This window comes from Streptomyces marokkonensis (assembly GCF_008312835.1).
Taxonomy (GTDB): Bacteria; Actinomycetota; Actinomycetes; order Streptomycetales; family Streptomycetaceae; genus Streptomyces; species Streptomyces marokkonensis_A.
Genome location: NZ_VSKS01000015.1, coordinates 83,032 through 107,600, shown reverse-complemented (window position 1 = coordinate 107,600; position 24,569 = coordinate 83,032). Strand labels below are relative to the sequence as shown.

Sequence of the window (24,569 nt, the reverse complement as noted above, 5' to 3'; positions counted from 1 at the left end):
ATGCCGGACAACCGATCCGTCCCGCCTCCCCACGGCCTGCTGCGCCCGCTCGCCGGCCGCCGCGCCGGCACCGGCGTCCGCGCCGACGACCCGGCCCTGCGGGACCACCTGGTCCACCAGGTGCCCGTGCTGCCCGGGGTCTTCCTCCTCGACCTGGTGCTGCGGACCGTACGGCACGCCGGGGTCGACCCGGCCCATGTCGCCCTGCGCCGCATCGTCTTCCACGCCCCGATCGTCGGCTCCGGCGGCCGGACGCCGGTGGAGGTCGTCCTCGGCGACGCGGAGCCGGGACAACCGGTGCCCGTCACCGTGCGCAGCCGTCCGGGCGGCACCGACGAGACGCCGTGGGAGACCAACTGCACGGCCGAGCTGCACGCAGCCGAGGAGCAGGCGTGGCGAGGGATCGACCCGGCCGCTCTCACCGCCGGGGCCCCGCGCAGCGTCGACGTCGACGACCTCTACGGCTTCGTCCGCGCGCTGGACATCCACCACCGGGGCTTCATGCGGGCCTCCGGCACCGTGCACGTGGCGCCCGGGCACGCGCTGGCGCGCATGCGGCTCGCGGACGAGGCGGTGGCCCACCTCGGCCACTTCCACGCCCACCCGGCGGTGCTCGACTTCGCCACGCTGGTGCCGATGCTCCTCTTCCCGGAGCAGGAGCTCGGCACGGCCCACCACGCCTACATCCCCCTGTACATCGAGTCGTTCCGGGCCCGCGCGGGAGTGGGCGCCGACAACCTCGTCCATGTGCCGGGGCCCGTCACCGGCGGATTCGACAGCGAGCTCTTCCAGTCCGACATCGACGTCTGCGGCCCCGACGGCGAGGTGGTGGCCGAGTTCGTGGGCTTCCGGGCCAAGCGCGTCCGGTCCTCCGCGCTGATCACCGAGCGCACCCGGCCGCCCGCCGACCGGACCGCCGAGCCCCGCCCCTCCCCGCCACCGCCCCCCGCACCCCCGGCCCCGGCAGGGGGATTCGAGGAGCGGATCGCGGCCCTGGTCGCCCGGCGCACCGGCGCCGAGCCGGGTGACGTGGACCGTGACCTCGGCTTCTACGAGTGCGGTCTCGGCTCCGTCGACCTGCTGAGTCTGGCCGGTGACCTCGAGGACATGCTGGGCACGGAGCTGTACCCCACCCTGCTGTTCGAACACCCCACGGTCCGGCGGCTGGCGGACCACCTGCGGGCCGAGTACCCCGACGCCGTCGCCCCTGCCGAGAGCCGGCCCGGCACCGCCACCGCCCCGCAGGAGCCGGCCGCACCCCCCGCCCGGTCACTGCCCGCCCCCGCCACGCCGTCCCCGGCGACAGCCGGCGCACAACCGCTGGCCGTCGTGGGGCTCGCCGGCCGCTACCCCGGTGCCCGGACCCCCGAGGAACTGTGGAACGTGCTCGCCGAGGGCAAGGACCTGGCCGGCCCCATTCCGCCGGACCGCTGGGACCACGCGCCCCACTTCGACCCGAACCCCGGCACTCCGGGGCGGACGTACTCCCGCTGGGGCGCGTTCTGCGACGGTGTGGCGGAGTTCGACGCGCCCTTCTTCCACCTGAGCGAACGCCAGGCGGAGCTCATGGATCCGCACGAGAGGCTGCTGCTGCAGACGGCGTGGGAGGCGATCGAGGACGCCGGGCTCACCCCCGAGGAGCTCACCGGGCAGACCGGCCGGGCCGTGGGCGTCTTCGCCGGTGCCATGTGGAACGACTACCAGCTCCATGGCCTGGACCGGCTGCGTGAGGGAACCGCGCAGGCCGCCGGCTCCTGGTCCTCCGCCCTGTCCAACCGGCTGTCGTACTTCTTCGACTTCACCGGGCCCAGCATCACCGTGGACACCGCCTGTTCCGCGAGCCTGGCGGCCCTGCACCTGGCCGCCGACGCGATCAGGCGCGGCGAGTGCCGGGCCGCCCTGGTCGGCGGGGTGAACCTGACCCTGCACCCCTACAAGTACCTGCGGCTGGCCGAGCTGGGCCTGCTGTCGCCAACCGGGCGCTGCCGCCCCTTCGGCGCGGACGCGGACGGCTACGTCCCCGGCGAGGGCGTCGGCGTCCTGCTCCTGCGGCCGCTCGCCGACGCCCTCGCCTCGGGCGACCACGTCTACGGGCTGGTGCGCGGTTCGTCCCTGCTGCACGGCGGGCGGACGGGGGGCTACTCCGTGCCCAGTCCCGACGCCCAGGCCAGGGTGATCTCGGCCGCGCTGGCCGACGCGGGCGTTCCGGCGAGCTCCATCGACTACGTCGAGGCGCACGCCTCGGGCACCGCCCTCGGCGACCAGATCGAGGTCGAGGCGCTCAGCTCGGTGTACGCACGGCACACGAGCGAGGCCGGCACCTGCGCGATCGGCTCCGCCAAACCGGTCGTGGGTCATCTGGAGGCCGCGGCGGGCATGGCCGGCCTGACCAAAGTGCTGATGGCGCTGCGCCACCGCACCCTCCCGGCCATCGGGGACATCGGCGCGCCCGCCCCCGGAATCCGCTGGGAACGGACGCCGTTCCGGCTGCCCGCGGCCCCCGAGCCGTGGCCCGCCCCGGCCGGCACGGACGACGGCCACCCGCTTCCGCGGCGGGCCGCTGTCAGCGCCTTCGGCGCGGGGGGCGCCAACGCGCACGTCGTCGTCGAGGAGTACACGGGCCAGGACGCCGCCGCGCGGCCCGTGGCCGACCGGCCCCTGGCCGTCCCGCTGTCGGCGCGGTCCGCGCAGCGGCTGCGCGAACAGGCCGGGAGGCTGGCGGAGCATGTGCGCGCCCGGCCCGGAACGCGTCTGGCCGACGTGGCCCACACCCTGCGCACCGGCCGTCGGGCGATGGAGCACCGCCTCGCCGTGGTGGTCTCGACCCTCTCCGAACTGGACGCGGCCCTGGCGGCGTTCGCGGCCGGACGCCCGCCGGCCTGCCCGGCGTACACGGGCACCGAGTCCGCCGCTCCCGGGGAGGACGCACCCGGCGCGGCCGACGGGTCGGCCGAGGCGGCGGCCGCCCGGCGGTGGGCCGCCGGCGGCCCGTCGGACTGGCCCGCCGTCCGGGGAGCCGGACGGGTCCCGCTGCCGACCTACCCGTTCGAACGGCGCCGGTACTGGATCGGCGAGTCCCGGCACGGGACGACGCCCCCGGCGGAGGACGGCCCCCGGCCCGTGCGGCCCGCCCCCTCCGACCGCACCGCCACCCTCCTCTACGTCCCGGACACGCGCCCCCTGCCCCTGCCGGACACGCCGGCCGGTCCGGTACCCGCCGGGCCGCTCCTGCTGCTGGACACGGACGACGACCGCGTGCGTGAGCTGCGTGCCCTGCACCCCGACGTCGTCCGGGTGAGGCCCGGGATGTCCTGTGTGCGCACCGGACGCGACGAGTTCGAGATCGAGCCGGGCGACGCCGGGCACTACACCGAACTCGTGGAGACCCTGCGAGCGGAGGGCCGCGCCCCGGCCGCCGTCCTCCACCTCTGGCCGCTGTCCGGCCGGGACAGCACCGGCGACACGGGCGGTGGAGGCGTCCTGTCCGCCCTCCTGCTGTGCCGCGCCCTGGCCGTCGGCCCGGCCCGGCCCCTGCCGGTGGTCTACGCGTACGCCGCGCGCGGCGCGAGCCCCGAGCACGCCGCCGTCGGCGGCCTCGCCCGCAGCGTGCGGCTCGAACAGCCGAAACTGCTGCTGAAGACGGTATGGCAGCACACCGCGCCCATCGCCGCTCACACGCTGCTCGCCGAAGCGTACGCACCGGACGACGCCTACGGCACCGAGGTGCGGCACACCGAGCAGGGCCGGCTGACCGAGGTGTTCGTCCCCGCGGGGAAGCCCTCCGCGTCCGTCCGCCTGGCCCGGCCCGGCGGGGTGTACCTGATCACCGGCGGTGCCGGCGGACTCGGGCTGCACACCGCCCGCCGCATCGCCGCGGCCGGCGACGTGCGCATCGCGCTGCTCGGCCGCTCACCGGCCGGCGCGCGCACCGACGCGGCCGTGACGGAACTTCAGGAGCTCGGCGCGCAGGCCGTCTACCTCGCCGCCGACGTGACCGACCGGGAGTCACTGGGCTCCGCCGTGCGGGAGGTGCGCGCGCGCTTCGGGCCGCTGACCGGTGTGGTGCACGCCGCCGGGGTCCTCGAGGACGCACTGGTCGTCAACAAGAGCCGGCAGGCGGCCGAGCGGGTCCTCGCGCCCAAGCTCCGGGGCACCGCCGCTCTCGACTCCGTCACCAGCGGCGACCGGCTCGACTACATGCTGCTCCACTCGTCGCTCGCCGCCGCGGCGGGAAGCGCGGGCGGTGCCGACTACAGTGCCGCCAATCGCGCTCTGGACGCCTTCGCGGCCTGGCGCGAGGAGCGACGCCGGGACGGCGAACGGCACGGCGTCACCGTCGCGGTGGACTGGCCCCTGTGGCGGGACGGCGGCATGCGCATCGCCCCGGCGCTCCAGGAGCGGGTCCTCGCCCGCACCGGATCGGTCCCCCTGGACACCGCCACCGCCCTCGACGCCCTGGACACCGCACTCGCCCTCGGCACCCCACGCGTCGTCGTCCTGCACGGTGACCCCGGCCGGCTGACCGCGGCACTGGAGACACCGGCCGCCGAGGCGGCCCGAGCGGCCCCTGCCGTCGACCCGCGCGGCCCTCTGGAGGCCCATGTGACCGCTTCGGTCACCGCGGTGCTGCGGCGCGCGGGCAGGGCCGTGGAGCCGTCCTCGGTGCGGTCCTCCGGGTTCATGTCCCTGGGGCTGACGTCGGTGGAAGTGGCCGGACTCACCACGGCGCTGAGCTCGTGGCTCGGTGTCGACCTGCCGGCCACCACCCTGTTCCGGTACCCGGACGTCGACCGTCTGGTGCCCCACCTGATCGACGCCCATCCCGACGCCGTGCGCGCCGCCCTGGACCGGGACACGGTGCCGTCCGGCGACGGCGCGGACGCCGCCGGCGCACCGACGCCGCGGCCCGGTCCACCGCCGCGGCGAGCAGTCACCGGCCCGGAGGGCACGCCACTCCCGGAGCAGCCCGTCGCCGTGATCGGCATGGCCGGGTACCTCCCCGGCTCCGACGACCCCGCGGGCTTCTGGGCCGACCTCCTCGCCGGACGGGACCTGGTGACGGCCGTACCCGCCGACCGGTGGGACCACGGGCTCTACCACGACCCGCACGGTGCGGGGCCGGACGCCACCGACTGCGGTCACGGGGGCTTCCTCGACGACGTCACCCGCTTCGACGCGGCCTTCTTCGGCCTCACTCCGGCCGAGGCGGAGGGCCTCGACCCACAGACCCGCCTGCTGATGGAGGTGTTCCACCGGACCGCCGAGGACGCCGCGGTCGCCGGCCGGCTGCGCGGCTCGTCCACCGGCACCTTCGTCGGCCGCTGCTTCAACGACTACGACCAGGCCATGACCGCCGCCGGACGGCGGATGGGCGCCCACGACGTGACCGGTACGTCCGCGACCATGGCGGCGAACCGGATCGCCCACCACCTCGATCTGGCCGGGCCCTCCCTCGTCGTCGACACGGCCTGCTCCTCCTCCCTCTACGCCCTGCACCTGGCGGTCGCCGCCGTCCGCCGCGGCGAGTGCGACATGGCGTTCGCCGCCGGGACCAACCTCGTCCTGGACCCCCAGCACTACGTGCGCAGTTCGGCGCTGGGAGCCCTGTCGCCCTCGGGCCGCTGCCACACCTTCGACGACCGGGCCGACGGTTACGTGCCCGCCGAAGCCGTCGTCGCCGTCCTGGTCAAGCCCCTCGACCGGGCCCTCGCCGACGGCGACCCGATCCACGCCGTCATCAGGGAAGTCGGTGTCAACCACGGCGGGCGCGCCGGGTCGGTCACCGCGCCCAGCCCCGAACGGCAGACCCGGCTGCTGCTCGACACCTGGTCACGGGCCGGGATCGACCCCGAGGCCCTCGGCTACCTGGAGGCGCACGGCACCGGTACCGCGCTGGGCGACCCGATCGAGATCGAGGGCGCCGCGTCCGCCTTCCGGCACCACACGGCCCGCACGGCCTTCTGCGCGGTCGGATCGGCCAAGGCGCACCTCGGACACGCCGAGGGCGCGGCGGGACTGGTCGGAGTGATCAAGGCCGTGCTGCAGATACAGCACGGTGTCATCCCCGCCATGCCCGACTACCGGACGCCCAATCCGCACTGCCGGTTCGACGGCTCGCCGCTCTTCGTCAACCCGCGCCCCCTCGCCTGGGAGACGCCCGGCGGGCGGCCCCGTACGGCCGGGGTCAGCTCCTTCGGCTTCGGGGGATCGTACGCGCACGCCGTCGTCGAACAGGCCCCGGCGCGGACGGCGGCCGTGACCCCGCGCCGCCCCCGCCTGTTCCCGTACTCGGCCCGCGACCGTGCGGCGCTGCACCGGCTCGTACGCCGCCACCGCGACTTCCTCGCCGCGACGCCCGGCATCCCGCTCGACCAGGTCTCGGCGACGCTCCATCACGGGCGCGAGGCGATGGAGCACCGCCTCGTCCTGGTCGCCGACTCCCACGAGGGCCTGCTGGCCGCGATGGACGCCTGCCTCGCGGCCCCCGGCGCCCCCGGCGTGCACGTGGCAGCCACCGCGGACGAGCCGGGTGCCGCCCTGCTCGACGCGGCGACGGCATGGGCGGCGGGCGGCACGCTGCCCGCCACGGCGGCGCCGGACCCTGCGACGGTACGGCTCCGCCTGCCCACCTATCCCTTCGCCGGCGCGCGCCACTGGTTCGCCGGCGCGGTGACGCCCCCCGGGACCGTCGCGACCCCACCTTCCGGGGTGCCGGACACCCCGCCCGAAGTGGCGGACGCGCAGGGCTACGTCGAGCGGAGCGGGTTCCCCGGCCGACAGGCCGCCCGGGGGATGGAACGGCTCAACGACCTGCTCAGGCGGTGGACCGCCCGGCTGCTCGCCGACGAGCACGGCAGGCCGCCCACCGCGCGGCGCCTGCGGGCCCTGCTGGCGGACGAGGACGCCCACGGGCGCCTCGCCGACGCGCTGGCCGTGATGACGGCCAAGGTGCCCGAGCCGTCCGGCGGCGCCCCGGACTTCCCCTCCGAGGCCGTGGCCCTGGCCGGCGAGCACCCGGAACTGGCGCCCTGGCTGAAGCTGGTCGGCGTCTGCCTGCCCCGTCTGCCCGACATCCTCACCGGCAGGGCGGACGCGCTGGAGGTGTTCTTCTCCCCGGACCACCCGGACCTGCTCCTGGGCATCTACGACGGCAACACCGTGGCCGACCACCACAACGAGATCGTGGGCCGCCTGGTCGCCGGCCGGGTCCGAGCGTTGCGGGCGTCCCGGCCCGGCCGACCGGTCACAGTGATCGAGATCGGCGGCGGCACGGGAGGCACCACCCGTCGGCTGCTGGACGCCGTGGCCGAGCACGGGGCCGCCGTGCGCTACCTGTTCACCGACGTCTCCCCGGCCTTCCTGCCCGCGGCCCGCGCCCGGTTCGCCGACACCCCGGCGGACTTCACCTGCGCGGTCCTCGACCTCGACCGTGACCCGCGGGAACAGGGCTTCGAGCCGGGCGGCGCGGACATCGTGGTGGCCGCCAACTCCGTGCACGCCACCCGCCATCTGGCCCAGAGCCTCGGGCGGATCCGGGGTCTGCTCGCACCCGGCGGCGTGCTCGTCCTCGAAGAGCTGGTGCGCAACCACGACTGCATGGCCGCCATGATCGGTCCGCTGCCCGGATACTGGTCGGCCGTGGACGCCGAGGCCCGGCTGCCGCACTCCCCCTTCCTCGACGTACCGCGCTGGCGAGCGCTGCTGGCGGAGCAGGGCTTCGAGGCGACCTGGGCGCTGGGCGCACCGGACCTGCCGGAGACCGAGTTCGACAACGCGGTGATCTTCAGCCAGGTGCCGGCGGCCGTACCGGCCGTGCGGGGCGGCGACGAGCTGCGGGCGGCAGAGCCGGCCGCCCCGCCCGCCGCACCGGAACCCGAAGCACGCCCGGAACCGGAACCCGCTCCGCCGCCCGAGCCGGCCGATGCCGGCGAGATCCGTGACCGGCTCCTACCCGTCTTCGCCCGCTTCTTCGGACTGCCGGCCGGCCAGGTGGACCCGGCCGCCCCCTTCGACCGCTACGGCATGGACTCGCTGAGCGCCATCCAGCTGGTGCGCACCCTGGAACCGGAGTTCGGCAGACTGCCCAAGGTCCTGCTCTACGAGCACCCGTCGATCGATGCGCTGGCGGCCCACCTCGCCGAGCACGCGCCGGCCGCGTCACGTGCCAGGCCGCCGGAATCCGCCGAGGCGGCTCCCGGCGCGCCGGCACCCGACGTGCCTCTGGCACCCGACGTGGCCCCGGCACCCGATGTGCCCCCGGCACCCGACGAGCCCCCGGCCGCCGAACGGGAACCGGCCGACGGCGCCCCGCGGCGGCCGGAGCGCGCCCCCGTGCCACCCGTGCCCGCGGCGGACGGTGATCCGGTCGCCATCGTGGGCATGGCGGGGCGCTACGCGCGCTCGCCCGACCTGCGGACCTGGTGGCGTCACCTGCGTGACGGCACGCATCTGGTCGGGGAGATCCCCGGGGACCGGTTCGACTGGCGCGAGGTCTTCGGCGACCCGCACCGCACGCCCGGGAAGGTGAACAGCCGCTGGGGCTCCTTCATCGACGGTGTCGACCGCTTCGACGCCGACTTCTTCGGCCTGACCCCGCTGGAGGCCGAGCTCATGGACCCCCAGCAGCGCATCATGCTGGAGACGGCCTGGCAGGCGGTGGAGGATTCGGGGCACCGCCCCGCCGAGCTGCGCGGAAGCCGTACGGGCGTGTTCATCGGCGCCACCTCCCGCGACTACGACTGGCAACTGCACCGGGCCGGCCGGCACCGGGAGGGACACGTCGTCAGCGGCAACGGCCACTGCCTCATCGCCAACCGCATCTCCTACCAACTGGACCTGCGCGGCCCCAGCGAGGCCGTGGACACCGCGTGCTCGAGCTCTCTCACCGCGCTGCACCGCGCGGTGCGCGCGGTCCGGCACGGCGAGTGCGACGCGGCGATCGTCGGCGGGGTGCACCTGTTCCTCACCGCCGACCTCTTCGTCGCGCTCGGTCAGCTCGGCATCATGTCTCCCGACGGACGGTGTGCCGCCTTCGACCGGCGGGCCAACGGCATGGTCCGCGGCGAAGGTGCGGTGGCCGTTCTGGTCAAGCCGCTGTCGCGGGCGCTCGCCGACGGCGACACCGTGTACGCGCTGGTACGCGGCAGCGGGGTCTCGCACGGCGGCGGGGGACACATGGACTCCCTCATGATGCCCAACCCGACGGCCCAGGCGGACCTGATCGCCTCGGTCTACCGTGACGCCGGCGTGGACGCGCGCACCGTCACCTACGTGGAGGCGCACGGCACCGGCACCGAGGTGGGCGACCCGATCGAGGTGCGCGGGCTGCGCAAGGCGTTCGCCGCCGTCGACGGCAGGTGCGACACCGAACCGGTCGAGCCCTGGTGCCGGCTCGGCACCGTGAAGTCCAACGTGGGGCACACGGAGGCAGCCGCCGGGCTCACCGGCGTCGTCAAGACGGTGCTCGCCATGCGCCACGGGGTGCTGCCGCCCACGCTCCATTTCACCGATCCCAACCCGCTGCTCGACCTCGACGGCAGCCCGTTCCTGGTGGTCGACCGCGCGACCCCGTGGCCGGCCGGCGACGCTCCGAGGCGTGCGGGGGTCAGTGCCTTCGGGCTCGGCGGCACCAACGCCCACGTCCTGCTGGAGGACTGGCGCGACATCCGGGCCGGCGCGCCGCAGCCCCACGGACGGCCTGTCGTCGTCCCGCTGTCCGCCCGTACCCCCGAGCGGCTGCGGGCCCGGCTGCGGGACCTGCACGCCTTCCTCACCGAGGGCGGACCGGACGATGGCGGCACCCCACCGGCCCTCGCCGATCTCGCGTACACCCTCACCGTGGGACGTGACCCCATGACCCACCGTGCGGCGTTCGTCGCCGGGACGACGGACCGGCTCGCCGTCGCGATACGGCGCCTGCTCGACGGCGAGCAGGATCCGGACACCTTCACCGGATCGGCCGACAGGGACGCGGGTGCCGACGCCCCGGCGCCGGATGCGGATCCGCACGCGGCGGCACGCCACTGGGTGTCCGGGACGGGCCGGCTGCCCGTCGTCACCGGACGACGCACACCTCTGCCGGCCTACCCGTTCGACCCGCAGCGGTACTGGGCGGAACCCCTCGAACCCCCGGCGCCCGTCCCGGCACCGGATGCGGGAACCCCGCTGCCCCAACTGCTCCAGGCACTCAACGACGGCCGCCTCTCGGTGGACGAGGCGGAACGGCTCATGGAAGGTGTGCGGTGATCTCCAGGAAGAACCGGCGGGACATCCTCGAACGCGTCAGGACCGGGGACCTGTCCGTGTCCGACGCGGCCGCCCTCCTGGGCGCGGCGCCCCCGGCCGGTGCCTTCGGCCCCGGCCCGCACGAACTGGTGGCCTACGCCTCCGGCTGGGTCCGTGCGGAGCCGGTCGCGGACCGGCCCGCCGCCCACGGGCCGCCGCCGCTGATCGTGCTGGACCCGTCCGCGGCACGCCGGTCCGGCACCGTCCGGCCGGGCACCGGGCGGGTCGTCGAGGCCGTCACCGGACCGCTGACGACGACCGGCCCCGAAACGGTCTCGCTCACCGACGACGCGTCGTGGGAGCAGCTGTGGACGGCACTCGATGCCGCCGGCGCCCTGCCCGACCGGATCGTCCTCGTCACGGCGGAGGGGCCCGAGAACTGCCTGGACCTGGTGTACCCGGCCGTGCGCACCCTGATCAGGGGCCGCGTGGGGGAGCGGTTGCGGATCGCCTGTGCCGCCCTGGGGGAGAGCAGCGACCGGGCCGCCGACGCGCTCGGCGGATTCTGCTCGATCGCGGTCCGTGAGGACAGCCGTCTCCACATGGTCGCCGTGTCCGCCGGCGGTGCGGCCGATCCCGTCGCCCGGGCGCTCGACGAACTGACGCAGCCCCCGGCCCCGCTGCACGAGGTCCGCCACGACCGCACCGGCCGCTGGGTGCGGACGCTCACCCCGGCCCCGCTGCCGCTGGACGGCGGAACGCTCCCGGCCGAGGGGGTCCACCTGGTGTCCGGGGGCGGCGGGGGCATCGCCCTGAGCATGTCCGAGCGGCTGGTGAGGTCACCCGGCGCCCGGCTGGTCCTGCTGGGCCGCTCCCACCCCGGTGCGCGGGTCGAGGACCTTCTGCGCGGCACCCACGGCGCGCGCGTCCGCTACGTGCGCGGTGACGTGACCCGGCAGGACGACGTGCGGCGCGCCGTCGCCGAGGCCCGTTCGGCCTTCGGCCCGGTCACCGACGTGCTGCACCTGGCCGGGATCAACGAGGACGCCTACCTCGTCAACAAGGCGCCCGGCGCCCACGCGCGCGTGCTGGCACCCAAGCTCGCCGGCGCCCGCACCCTCGATGAGGCGACACGGGACGAGCCGCTGCGCCGGTTCGTGCTGTTCTCCTCGCTCGCCGGATACGCGGGACATCCGGGGCAGGCCGACTACGCCGCCGCGAGCCGCGCGCTGGGAGGCTTCGCCGCCTACCGCGAAACCCTGGTCGAGGAGGGCCGCCGGCGCGGACGGACCGTCTCCATCGGCTGGCCGCTGTGGGCCGGCGGCGGCATGACCCTGAGCGGCACCGACCGTGAGGCCGTCGAACTGCTCCAGGGCATGGTGGAGATGCCGCCGGACACCGGACTGGAGGTCATGACGGCCGCGCTGCGCTCCCCGGCACGCGAGATCGTCGTGATCCACGGTCACCGGTCCCGCATCGAACGGTTCGTCGAGGCGCGCCTCACGGGTGCTGCCGACACCACGGCCGTGCCCGCGCCACCGGAGGAAGCGGAGGCGGTCGGCGCGGCGCGGGCTCTCCTGCTCGACCTCGTGTCCGGGCTCACCCGCATCCAGCCGGACAGGCTCCGCCCGGACCAGGAGTTCTCCGCGCTCGGCATCGACTCGGTCATGATCAAGCGCCTCACGGTCGCTCTGGAGGACCGGCTCGGGCCGATGCCCGCGACCCTGTTGTTCGAGCACCGCACGGTCGACGCCCTGGCCGGCCACCTGGCGGCCCACCACCGCGCGGCGCTCCTGGCCCGGGCACAGGCAGGCCCGTCCCCCGCGTCCGCGCCGCCCGGCGTTCCCTCCCCCTCCCCGGCCCCCGCCAGCGGGCGGGCCGACGCGGCACACCGGTCCCGGGCCACGGCCCACGCCGTCCGGCGGCAGGAGGCCGACCCGGCACCCGACGACGCCATCGCCGTCATAGGCATGGCGGGCCGCTACCCCGGCGCGCGGGACGTGTCGGAGCTGTGGCGGATGCTGGTCGAGGGACGGCACGGCATCCGGGAGATACCGGCGGCCCGGTGGGACAAGGAGCGCTGGTTCGACCGCGGTGACCGCCTGCCGGGCACCAGCTACGGACGCTGGGGCGGCTTCCTCGACGACGTCGCGCGCTTCGACTCGCTGTTCTTCGCCGTCGCCCCGCGTGAGGCACGGCGCATGGACCCCGCCGAACGGCTCTTCCTGGAGGTCGCCTGGTCGGCCCTGGAGGACGCCGGCTACACCCGTGCCCGGCTGCACCGCGCCACCCGGGGCGAGGGCGGGCACGCCGTGGGTGTCTTCGTGGGCGCCACCGGTCTGGCCTACGGCCTGGTGGGCGCGGAGGAGTGGGGCAAGGGCAACCCGGTCCCGGCCTACTCGATGGAGTTCTCCCTCGCCAACAGGCTCTCGTACTTCCTGGACGTCCACGGCCCCAGCCTGACGGTCGACACCGCCTGTTCGGCCTCCCTCACGGCCCTCCACCTGGCCTGCGAGAGCCTGCGCCACGGAGAGTGCCGGACGGCCGTCGTCGGCGGCTCCCACCTCAACCTCCACCCGATGAAGTACGCCATGCTCGCCGAGCAGCGCATGATCTCCCCGGACGGCGTGTGCCGGGCGTTCGGCGAGGGCGGCAACGGGTTCGTGCCCGGCGAGGGCGTGGGTGCCGTGGTGCTCAAGCCGCTGGCCGCGGCCCGCGCCGAGGGCGACCGGATCGACGCGGTCATCCGCGCCACCGCCATCAGCCACGGGGGCCGCACCAACGGCTACACCGTGCCCTCCCCACGCGCCCACGCCTCCGTGATCGGCGCGGCGCTGCGCCGGTCCGGGATCGACCCCTCGGGCATCGGCTACGTCGAGGCGCACGGCACGGGCACGGAACTCGGCGATCCGATCGAGATCGAAGGACTGGCCCGCGTGTTCGGCCGCTCCACCGAGGAACGCCCGCCCTGCGCGATCGGTTCCGTGAAACCCAACATCGGACACGCGGAGGCCGCGGCCGGCATCGCCGGCCTCACCAAGATCCTGCTCCAGCTCCGGCACCGCACCCTCGCGCCGACGCTGCACGGCTCACCGCCCAACCCGAAGATCGACTTCGCCGGGACTCCGTTCCGTCTCCAGCACGTGGCACAACCATGGCGGCCCCAGCCCGGCCACACCCTGCTCCGGGCCGCCCTCAGCTCCTTCGGAGCGGGCGGTGCCAACGCGCACGCCGTGATCGAGGAGTACCGGGACGGCGTCCGCGGCGAGGACGGGCCCGCCGAGGGCGAGGACGAACTGGTGGTGCTGTCCGCCAGGACGCCGGACCGGCTGCGGGCCGCCGCCGGACGACTGGCCCGGTTCCTCGCGGGGCCGGACTCCGCCGGACTGCGGCTCGACGACATCGCCCACACCCTGCGGTCCGGGCGCGAGGCCTTCGACCACCGCGTCGCCTTCGTCGTACCGACCCGTGAGCGGCTGCGAGAAGCGCTCACGGAGTACGTCGAGACCGGCACCGCTCACGCGGCCGGCCATGTCGCGGCACAGCCACCGCAGCACCGCACGGCCGGCCCGTCCACCGGACGCGGCCTCCACGAGGCCGCCGCCCGCTGGGTGTCCGGCGAGGAGCCGGCGGAGACCGACACGCGCCCCGGCCGGAGCCCGCGCGTCGTGTCCCTGCCCACCTACCCCTTCCACGGCCCCGTCCACTGGCCCGACACCGTGGACGCCCCGGCACCCGGGAAAACCGCCCGCCCGGCCGACGGGACGCCGCCAGGGCCTGTCGCGAAAGTCCCGCCTGCCGGGCGGCGCCATGCACGCTCTCTCGCCGCACCGGGCACTGAGCCGAGTACATCCAGTACGAGACTCAGCGCCCGGCACGCCGAGAGCACGCACCTGACGCCGCCCGGCCCGCCCTTCGGGCGGACGACGGGACTTTCGCCACAGGCCCTGGCCGAAAGGGGCAGGGCCGCGGACGGCGCGACCGAGTTCGAGGCCGACCTCACCCCGGACCACCCATGGGTCGCGGACCACCTCGTCGACGGGCGGCCCGTCCTGGCCGGCGTCGCCCTTGTGGCACTGGCCCGCGCGGCGGCGGAGCGCACGGCGGGCCGGCCCGTCGCGGAACTGACCGACGTGCGCTGGCGCACTCCGCTGGTCGTACATCCCGGCGAACGCCCCGTCGTGCGCGTCCGGCCCGGCACCCAGGAAGGATCCCTGCACGTCGAGATCGGCACCGGCCCCGACGACGAACGCGTCGTGCACACCACGGTCACGGCGCCCGCGCCATCGGACTCCGGCGAACCGGCCGCCGGGCCCCTCGACATCGCCTCCGTACGGCAGCGCTGCCCCCGGCGGACACGTCACGAGGACTTCTACGACCGGGCACGGGCCGCCGGCCTCGACTACGGCCCGTCCTACCGCAAGGTGGAGCACCTGTGGTGCGGGCAGGGAGAGGCACTGGCCGCACTGGCGGCCGCACCGCCCGGCGGCCCCTCCGGCGGCATCGGTGATCCCGGCACCACCGACGCCGCCCTGCACGCCGTACACGGGGCGCTGCCCGCCTGGGACGAACCCGCCACCCGGCCCGCGGCCGTCGACCGGGTCCGCGTGCACCGCGCCGACGGAACCGCCCGCTACGCCCACGCCCGCGTGGTGGCCGCCGATCCCGGACGCGGGACGGTCAAGTGCGACGTGCTGATGACGGACGCGGAGGGCCTCGCCCTCGTCGAGTTCACGGGACTGACCGTGGTGCGGCCCCCGCACGCCCTGGACGTCCCGTGCCTCACGCCCGTCTGGCGCGTCGCGCCCCGGCCCGTCGCACCCGTGTCGCGGCACGCCGGCCCCGCCCTGGTGCTCACAGCCGGCCACGACGAAGGACTCGCCGCCTCATTGGTCCGTCACCACGGCGAAGGGAGCCGTGCCGTCGATCTGGACACGCTGCCGGCCGCCGACGACCACGCGGCCCTGCTCCGCGACCACGACGGCACGCGCGTGCTCTACTTCGCCGGCGGGGTGGACACCCGCCGGCACTCCTCCACCGACCTCGGACACCTGGCGCGGACCCAGCGACACGGATGCCTGGCGCTGTTCCATCTGGCACAGGCACTCGCCGCTCTGCGGCCGCGCGGCGTCCGGCTCGTCGTGCTCACCAACGACAGCCAGCAGCCCCTGCCCGGCGGTCCGGTCGACAACCCGTTCGCGGGCGCGCTGCACGGCATGGCCCGCACACTCTCCCGCGAACTGCCGTTCCTCGACGTCGTCTGCCTGGACCTCTCCCGCACGGACCTCGCGCGCCGCGACGCGCGGGGGGACCGTGAGGCCCTGGTGGACGCCGTCGCCGCCGAGCCGCCCAGCACCCCGTTCACGGAGGTCGCACTGCGCGAGGGCACCCGGTTCGTCAAGCGGCTCGCCCCGGCCCGGCTTCCCGCCCCGGCCGACCGGCGGCTGCCACTGCGCCGCGGAGGCCGCTACCTCGTCGCCGGCGGCATGGGCGGCCTGGGACGGGTGGTCGGTGAGCACCTGCTCGCCGCCTGGGACGCGCGTCTGGTCGTGATGGGACGCCGTGCCGAGGCTCAACTGCCGGACGGTGCGCTCGCGCGGCTGCGCGCCCACGGCGGCCAGGTCACGTACGTCTCCGGCGACGTGACCGATCCCGCCGCCACCCGCGCGGCGGTGCGCCTGATGCACGAGCGGTACGGCGGTGTCGACGGCGCCGTCCACACCGCGTTCGTGCTGGCCGACCGGACCATCGCACAGTCCGACGACGACGTCTTCGACACCGCGTTCGCCCCCAGGACACGCGGGACGGTGGCACTGGCCGACGCCCTCGCCGCGGAACCGCTCGACTTCTTCGCCCTCTTCTCCTCGGCCATCGCCCACACCGGCAACCCGGGCCAGTCGAACTACGCCGCCGGCTCGACGTTCCTGAGTGCCTACGGCGCTCATCTGGCCGACCGGCTGCACTGGCCGGTCACCGTCTTCGACTGGGGCTTCTGGGGCGACGAGGGCGCCGTCGCCACCCCCGAACACCACGAGCGGCTGGCCCGCTGGGGCGTCCAGCCGCTGTCCGCCGCCGAAGGGCTGCACGCCTTCCGCCAGGGCCTCGCGGCCGGCCTCGCCCAGATCGTGCCCCTGCGCGCGGACCTCGCGGAACTGGCACGGGTGACACCCCTGGAATCCGCGCCACGACACCTGCGGCCCCCGGCCGGCGCCGGCCGTGACGTGCTCGCCGCGCCGGCCGCCGCCGTACTCGAGGCACAGCGCGCCGACCCCGAACCGTACGCCCCCGACTACCTCGACACCGCCGACGACTACGCGCGCCTGGCCGTCCTGGCGGAACTGCGCGAGGCCACCGCGTGTCTGGCGCCCGGTACGACGTGCACCCGCACCGAGCTGCTGCGGAGCCTGGCCGTCCACGACGACCGCCTCCCGCTTTTCGACGCCCTGCTCGCGGCCCTGGAGACAGGCGGCCACCTCCAATCCGACGGCGACCGGCTGACGGTGCCGGCCACCGACGAGGGCCGCCGCGACGCCCTCCGCGGGGCGCTGGTCGCGCGCTCCGGCCGGCCGGCACCCACCCTCGACCTCCTGGACGACTGCGCCGCCGCGCTGCCCGACGTCCTCGCACACCGGCGGCGCGGCCTGGACGTCCTGTTCCCCGGCGGCTCCGACCGGCGCATGGCGGCGCTGTACGCGGACGACCCGCGCACTCATCACTTCAACCGCCTCACCGCGGCGGCCGTGCGGGCTGCGGTCGCCGACGCGGTGGCGGCCACCCCGTCCCGGCACCTGCGCATCCTCGAGATCGGCGCCGGTACCGGTGCCACCACGCGCGCGGTTCTCGACGCGCTGGAGGACCACGCGAGGGCCGTCTCGTACGACGTCACCGACATCTCACCCGCCCTCGTCGCGGCGACGCGGCAGCGCCTCGCGCCCGGCCGGCCGCACACCGGCTTCCGCGTCCTGGACATCGCGGACGACCTGTCCCGGCAGGGCTTCGACACCGGCCGGTACGACATCGTCGTCGCCACCAACGTCCTGCACGCCACACGGGACATGCGGCGGACGCTGCGCAACGTCGCCGACCTCACCGCACAGGGCGGCCTGCTGGTCGTCAACGAGGCCACCCGCGTCCTCGACGCCGTGACTCCCGTCTTCGGCCTCACGGACGGATGGTGGCTCGCCGAGGACACCGAACTCAGACTGCCGCACAGTCCGTTGATCGCTCCGGTCACGTGGCAGGCCCTCCTCGCGGAGGCGGGTTTCGACCGCAGCCGGCGCTTCGGCGTCCACGGCTGGACCGATCACCAGGCCGGACAGCACCTCTTCGTCGCCGAGCGGGGCGCCTGGCGTGCACCGGCATCGGCCGTCGTCGTCCGGCCCGAGGGCCAGGAGCCTGCGGTCCCCGCCGTCGAACAGGCCGGACGACCCGCCCCGGCGGCCCAGGACGGCGCGGAGGACCTCCTCGGCGCGCGGACGACGGAGCATCTGCGCGGCCTGTTCGCCGACCTGCTCCGCCTGCCGCCGGACGAGGTGGACACCGCGGTGCCCCTCGCGTCCCTGGGCACGGACTCGCTGACCGTGATGGAGGCGGTGGAGCGACTGGAGCGGGACATCGGTCCCCTGCCGCGGGAAGTGCTGGTCACGGGCGAGTCGGTCAGTGCCGTCGCCGAGGCGCTGGTGGACGTCAAGGGAGAGGAACTGGCGACGCTGCTCGCCGTCCCCCCGGGAGCACCGGCCGCTCCCGCCGCCGCGTCCCCTTCCGGGCGGGACACGCCGCGGCAGCCCGCCGAGGGTGCCTCCGCCCCACCGGCGCGGCCGGTCGAGGACCCGGCGTCACAGCCGGACGCCCCGTCAGCCGGGGACGGCGCCGACACGCCGTCCCCGGCCAACGAACCGATCGCCGTCGTGGGGCTGGCGGGCCGCTACCCGGGCGCTCCCGACCCCGACACCCTGTGGGAGCACCTGCTCGCCGGACGCAGCCTCATCACCCCCTTCCCGCCCCGCCGCCGGAGCAGCGGCGCGACACCCCCGCACGAGGGCCGGCCCGGCACCGAGGGGACCGCCCGGGGCGGCTTCCTCGACGACGTCGACCGCTTCGACCCCCTCCTGTTCCGCATCTCCCCCCGCGAGGCGGAACGCATGGACCCCGCCGAGCGGCTCTTCCTGGAGACCGCATGGGAGGCCCTGGAGGACGCGGCCCTGCCCCCGTCACGGCTGCGCGGCCGGGCCACCGGACCCGGCGGCCGTACCGGGGTCTTCGTCGGCGTGATGCACCACCAGTACGCCCTGCTGGGCGTCGAGGAACGCGCCCGGGGCAACGCCGTCCAGGCCCTCTCCTCCGGCTGGTCCGTCGCCAACCGCGTGTCGCACACCTTCGGCCTGACCGGACCGAGCATGGCCGTGGACACCGCGTGCTCCTCCACCCTCACCGCCGTCCATCTCGCCGTGCGGAGCCTGCGCTCCGGAGAGTGCGGCACGGCGGTCGCCGGAGGGGTCAACGTCATCCTCCACCCCAGCCACCACACCGACCTGGCCGCCGCCCGGATGCTGTCACCGCACGGCACACCCCGGGTGTTCGACACGGCCGCCGACGGCATCGTCACCGGTGAGGGCGTCGGCGCGCTGGTCCTCAAGCGCCTGTCCGACGCCCTGCGCGACGGCGACCGCGTGCACGCCTGCATCCTCGGCACGGCCGTCAACGCCGACGGACCGACCGAGGCGTACGCCGTGCCCCGCGCCGAGGCCCAGGTGGAGCTGATCGCCCAGGCCCTCGAAGCGGCCGGGGCCGACGCCCGGACCGTGCAGTACGTGGAGGCCCAGGCCACCGGCTCACCCGTCGGCGACCCCGTCGAACTGAGCGCACTGCGCGAGGCGTACGACGTGCGCGACGACGGGCACCGGCTGCTGATCGGATCGGTGAAGCCCAACACCGGGCACCTCGAAGCCGCCTCCGGCGCCGTCCAGTTGACCAAGGTGATCCTCCAACTGCGCCACCGCACCCTCGCGCCGACACTCGGCACGGACGGGCCGGCCACCGCGGGAGGCTTCCTGGTGCCGCGCGAACCCACACCCTGGCCCGAACCTCCGGCCGGCGGGCCCCGCCGGGCCGCCGTCAGCTCCTTCGGCGCGGGCGGAGCCAACGCCCATGTGATCGTCGAAGAGGCACCGCGGGCCGTCCCCGCGAGCGGTACCGGCCGGAACGGGCCGTTGCTGCTGACGCTGTCGGCGCGCCGCCCCGACGTCCTGCGCACCTACGCGGGACGGCTCGCCGCCTTCCTCCGCGGCCCCGGAGCAGCCCTGAGTCCCGTGGACGTGACCCACACCCTGCGCGTGGGACGCGAACCGCTGCCGGCGCGTCTGGGCGCCGTCGTGACCAGCCTCGCCGACATCGTCGCGGTACTCGACGCCTACGCCGGACAACGCCCGCACGACCGGCTGGTGACCGGTCGGCAGGACGGTGCCGGCCGCGGCAGTGCCCGGCCGGTCCCGCCGCCGCACGAGGCGGACCTGTGGGAACAGGCCGAGGAGTGGGCGGGCGGCGGCGCACCGGACCTCCCCGGGCAGCGCGAGCCCGGGGCGCGTGTCGTCTCGCTGCCGCACTACCCCTTCGCCGGGGGCCGCTACTGGATCCCTTCCGCGCCCGCTCCCGACCACACCGAGAGTGCCGCCGGCTCCGCGGACGTCCCCGTCCGCGGGCCCGCAGTCGCTCGGCCCGCAGCCGCCGCATCCGGTCCGCCCGCCGCCGGCCCCATCTCTTCCGAGGAGCCCTCCGTGACGTCCACGCACGCACCGGCCGACAGCGCGGGGGGCGCGTCCAGCGCCGTTCACGCGATCCGGCAGACCGTCACCGACGCCATCTGCGCACTGGTGGGGGTGACCCCCGGGGACATCGATCCCGCCGACCACCTCAGCGACTTCGGGCTCGACTCGGTGACCATGGTGCAGCTCGCCGACCGGCTCTCGACCGCCACCGGGGCCGACCTCACCCCCGATGTCCTGTACGGCTGCCGGGACATGGCCGCAGTGGTCGAGTACCTGGTCGCCGCGACCACGGACCGGGCGGCCGCCCCCGCACCGGCGCCCCTCGCTCCGCGTGCCGCCGCAGGCCCGGCCGCGCCCGATGCCGCGTCCGGTGCCCCGGGGGACGTGCCGTCCCTCGACGTGCCGTCCCTCCACGTGCCGGCGGAACCCGCCCCGGCACTCCCTCCCGGCGCACGGTCGCACGCCGCGGACGACGAACCGGTCGCCGTCGTCGGCATGTCGGGAGCGTTCCCCGGCTCACCGGACCTGGACACCTTCTGGAACAACCTCGTCCAGGGCCGTGACCTGGTCTCCGAGGCACCGCCCGGACGGTTCGCCGACGTCCCGGGCACCGCCCCGGTCCGCGGCGGCTTCCTGGACGGTGTGGACCGCTTCGACGCCGGGTTCTTCCAGATCACTCCGCGCGAGGCGCGCGTCATGGACCCGCAGCACCGGCTCTTCCTGCAAACCGTGTGGTCGGCGGTCGAGGAGGCGGGTTACGACCCCGCCGCGCTCTCCGGCACCGCCTGCGGCGTCTTCGTGGGTGTGGCCTCCTCCGAGTACGGCGAACTGGCCAGGGAACGCGGCGTGGACGTGGACGGTCAGCTGATGACCGGCAACGACCACAGCGTGCTGGCCAACCGGGTCTCCTTCCTGCTCGACCTGCGCGGTCCCAGCGAACCGGTGGACACCGCCTGTTCCAGTGCCCTGGTCGCCGTGCACCGGGCCGTACGGGCCATCCAGACCGGCGAGTGCGCCCTGGCCATCGCGGGCGGCGTGAACGTCATCGTGGCGCCGACCGCGTTCGAGGCGTTCGGACGGTCGGGCATGCTGGCCCCGGACGGCCGCTGCAAGACCTTCGACCACCGTGCCGACGGCTACGTGCGCGGCGAGGGGGTGGGCGCCGTCCTGCTCAAGCCCCTGAGCAGGGCCCTCGCGGACGGTGACCACGTGCACGGCGTCATCACGGGCTCGGCGACGAATCACGGCGGGCGCGCCGCCTCGCTCACCGCCCCCAATCCGGCCGCCCAGGCCGAGGTGATCTCCCGGGCGCAGCGGCGAGCGGGAGCACGGCCGGAGACGATCGGCTACGTGGAGGCGCACGGCACGGGGACCGCGCTGGGCGACCCCATCGAAGTGACCGGGCTGCGCACGGCCTTTGAACGCCGTGGAGACGCCGCACCGGCGCGGGAACCGGCGCCGCTGCAGTACTGCGGCCTGGGCAGTGTGAAGACCAACATCGGCCATCTGGAGACCGCGGCGGGCATGGCCGGCCTGTTCAAGGTCCTCCTCTCCCTGTGCCACGGCATGCTGCCGCCCACCCTCCACGTCGAACGCGTCAATCCGTTGATACGGCTGGCCGATTCGCCCTTCCACCTGGTCACCTCCGCCCGCCCCTGGACCCCGTTCACCGACCGCGTCACCGGCGACCGGCTGCCCCGGCGCGCCGGGGTCAGCTCGTTCGGGTTCGGCGGCATGAACGCGCACCTGGTCGTCGAGGAGGCACCCGCGCCCCGCCCGGCGGCCCCCGGGACCACGGAGGGCGAGCAGCTGTTCGTTCTCAGCGCCCGCGACGACGACCGCCTGCGCGCGGCGGCCCGCGGGCTGCTGGAACGCCTGGAGCTCTGGGAGCGCGACGGGCGGCTGCACACGGTGTCGCCGGCCGATGTCGCCTACACGCTGCAGGTGGGCCGCAGTCCTCTCCCCGCACGCCTCGCGATCACCGCCCCCACGCTCGCCCACGCGGCCGAGGCCCTGCGTACCCACCTCGACGGCGGTGACGCACCCCGGCTCACCACGAGCAGCGACGCCGGGAGCCGCACCGTCGACGACGACGACCTGAACGAGGCGCTTCGCCGGGCCGCCACCGGTGACCCCACGAGGCTGGCCACGCTCTGGGTGGCGGGCGCCGAGATCGACTGGCCCGCTCTGCACACGGGGACCCCTCGCGCCAGGGTCTCCCTGCCCGCCTACCCCTTCGCCCCCGAACAGCACTGGCTCCCGCCCGCGCCGGCGCCCGCCGCGGCACCGCGCACGGCCGAGGCCCCCGCGGCCCCCCGCGTCGCGCCGGCTCGGAAGGCCGTGCCCGCGCCGGCACCCGAACCGGCTGTCGTGCCCGCGCCGGCACCCGAACCGGCTGTCGTGCCCGCGCCGGTCACCCTCCCCGCGACCGCCCCGGCGTCCGCGGCCCCGGCACGTCCGGCGACCGGACCCGCGGACCGGCTGGCCGCGCTGCGGCGCGACATCCGCGAAGCGGTGGCCGACGGTATCGGCATCCGGCCGCAGGACGTCGACCCGGCACGGGAGTTCGCGAGTTACGGAGTGGACTCCATCGGCGCCATGCGGATCATGCAGACCGTCCAGGAGCGCTACGGCGATCACATCCCGATGGCCGCCGTCCTCGAGCATCCCAGCGTCGACCGCCTCGTCACCCACCTGGACCAGAGCTACGTCCTGCCCGACGCGGTACCGGACACCCTGGACACGGACGCCGAGGCACCGGTCCGGAACCCGGAGCCGTCCCGGCCGCCGGCACCCGCCGCGGCCCCCCGGCTGGTGCCCCTGGCGGAAGACCGCCCGGGAGACCCGGTGTACTGCCTCTTCGGTGACACGGGAGAACTCACCTGGGTGATGCACCTGTGCCGCCGCCTCGCCGAGTACGGCCCGGTCACCGGCGTCGAAGCCCCCGGCTTCCGGGAGGGCGGGACCCCGGTCGCCGACATCGGCCACCTCGCGCGCGCCTGTGCCGACGTGATCGCGGCAGCGCACCCGGAGGGCTCCTGCCGCCTCGCCGGGTACGGGACCGCGGGTCTGGTGGCCGTCGAGACCGCGCGCCTGCTGCAGGACCGCGGTCTGCAGATCACCGAACTGCTGCTCGTCCAGACCCCGGGACAGGGAGAGGGGCCGTCGGGCGAGACCGAGGCCGAGTCGCTGGCCGCGGTGGCCGGCACCCTCGCCGGCGTATGGGGAGCCGACCGGCCTCCCGCGGCCGGAGCGCACCTCGCCCGACAGGCCCCTGACGCGGTGCTGGAGCGCCTCACCGCCTCCCTCGCGGCGGTCGCCCCGATGGACGCCGGCAGCCTGCGGACCCGACTCGCACGTGCCGCCGCCTGGCGCGCCGCACTGGTCGCCGCCGCGGCCGGGCACGTCGTGCGTCCCCTCAGCGGCCCGGAGCGGACCGTCGTCGTGCGCGCCGTGCCCTTCGGGGACACCGGCGGGGAGTACCACCGCTGGATCGCACCGCCTCCCGAGGTGGTGGTGCTCGACGTCGAGCCGTGGCAGCTCGTCTCGGCCTCGAACGCCACCCGGGTGTGCCCGCCGCCCGCCGTGGCCGAACCGGCCCCGCCCCTCCCGAGGGACGCGTCCCCGGTCGTGGCGATCAACCGGCACGGCGACAGCCGGCGGTCCGTCTGGGCCCACAACCTGTACGGCGAAGTGAGCTACGCGATCTACCTCTCCCGCCACCTGGGCCTGCACAAGCCCGTCATCGGCCTGGAGCAGATCGGCGCGGCCGCCGCCGACCGCGCGCCCCGCACCTACGACTCCGTCGAGGAGATGGCGACCCACTACGTCGACGAACTGCGCGGCCGCTTCCCGGACGAGCCGTACCTCCTCGGAGGCTGCTCCTTCGGCGGCGTGCTCGCCTACGAGATGGCCCGGCAACTGCAGCTGGCGGGCGAGGAAGTGGCTCACCTGATCGCGATCGACCCGATCATGCCCGGGACGGAGGCCTGGGACAGCGTGGACTGGGGCACCGTCACGGAGGTCGAGGCGGAGGCCTTCTCCCTGGTGATGCTCGGCAACGCCATGTGCCAACGCTGGGGCGTGGCCGAGCAGATCACCCTGGAGTCGCTCACCGGTTCCGATCTTGAGCGCCAGTTGGACCTCGTCGCCGGGCACATCCACGAGCGCTCGGCCGCGCGGCCCGATCCGGAAACGATCAAGCAGCAGATCCTGGTCCGCCACGAACTGATGCTCCACAACGGCGACCTGCTCCAGGCCTATCGGCCGGCTCCCCTGCGCACCCCCGTGCCGACCACTCTCTTCCACGCCACCCAGGGCTTCCTCGCCCCCGGCAACAGCAACGGCCTGCCGGCGGTGCCGCGCACCAGCGACGACAAGTCGAACGGCCTCGCCGGATACGTCGGCCCGCGCATCACCGTCCACGAGATGCACGCCGACCACCACACCATCGCCCACGACGAGAACCTCGCCCGCATCGCCCGCATGCTGTCCCCGGTGCTGACCCCCCGGACGTACCCGACCAGCCTGTTCCCCGCCTCGCTCAACCCGGCGGGCCCCGACGGGACCAGGTGAGGAGCC

General features: G+C 75.4%; 2 protein-coding genes. Both read left to right on the top strand.

Features of this window, described 5'->3' with window-relative positions; all coding sequences use genetic code 11:
• Complete coding sequence (locus tag F1615_RS24345; protein WP_149551205.1) at positions 1 to 10,245, top strand: SDR family NAD(P)-dependent oxidoreductase; 10,245 nt, start codon at positions 1 to 3, stop codon at positions 10,243 to 10,245.
• The gene (locus tag F1615_RS24340; protein WP_149551204.1) at positions 10,242 to 24,563 is read left to right on the top strand and encodes an SAM-dependent methyltransferase; all 14,322 of its coding nucleotides are present in this window, start codon (positions 10,242 to 10,244) and stop codon (positions 24,561 to 24,563) included. The genes F1615_RS24345 and F1615_RS24340 overlap by 4 nt, the downstream gene beginning before the upstream one ends.
• The last annotated feature ends 6 nt before the right edge of the window (positions 24,564 to 24,569 follow it).

Bases quoted from the DNA above. Each gene is read 5' to 3' on its own strand.
- F1615_RS24345 (WP_149551205.1), top strand. From the start codon at position 1: ATGCCGGACAACCGATCCGTCCCGCCTCCCCACGGCCTGCTGCGCCCG.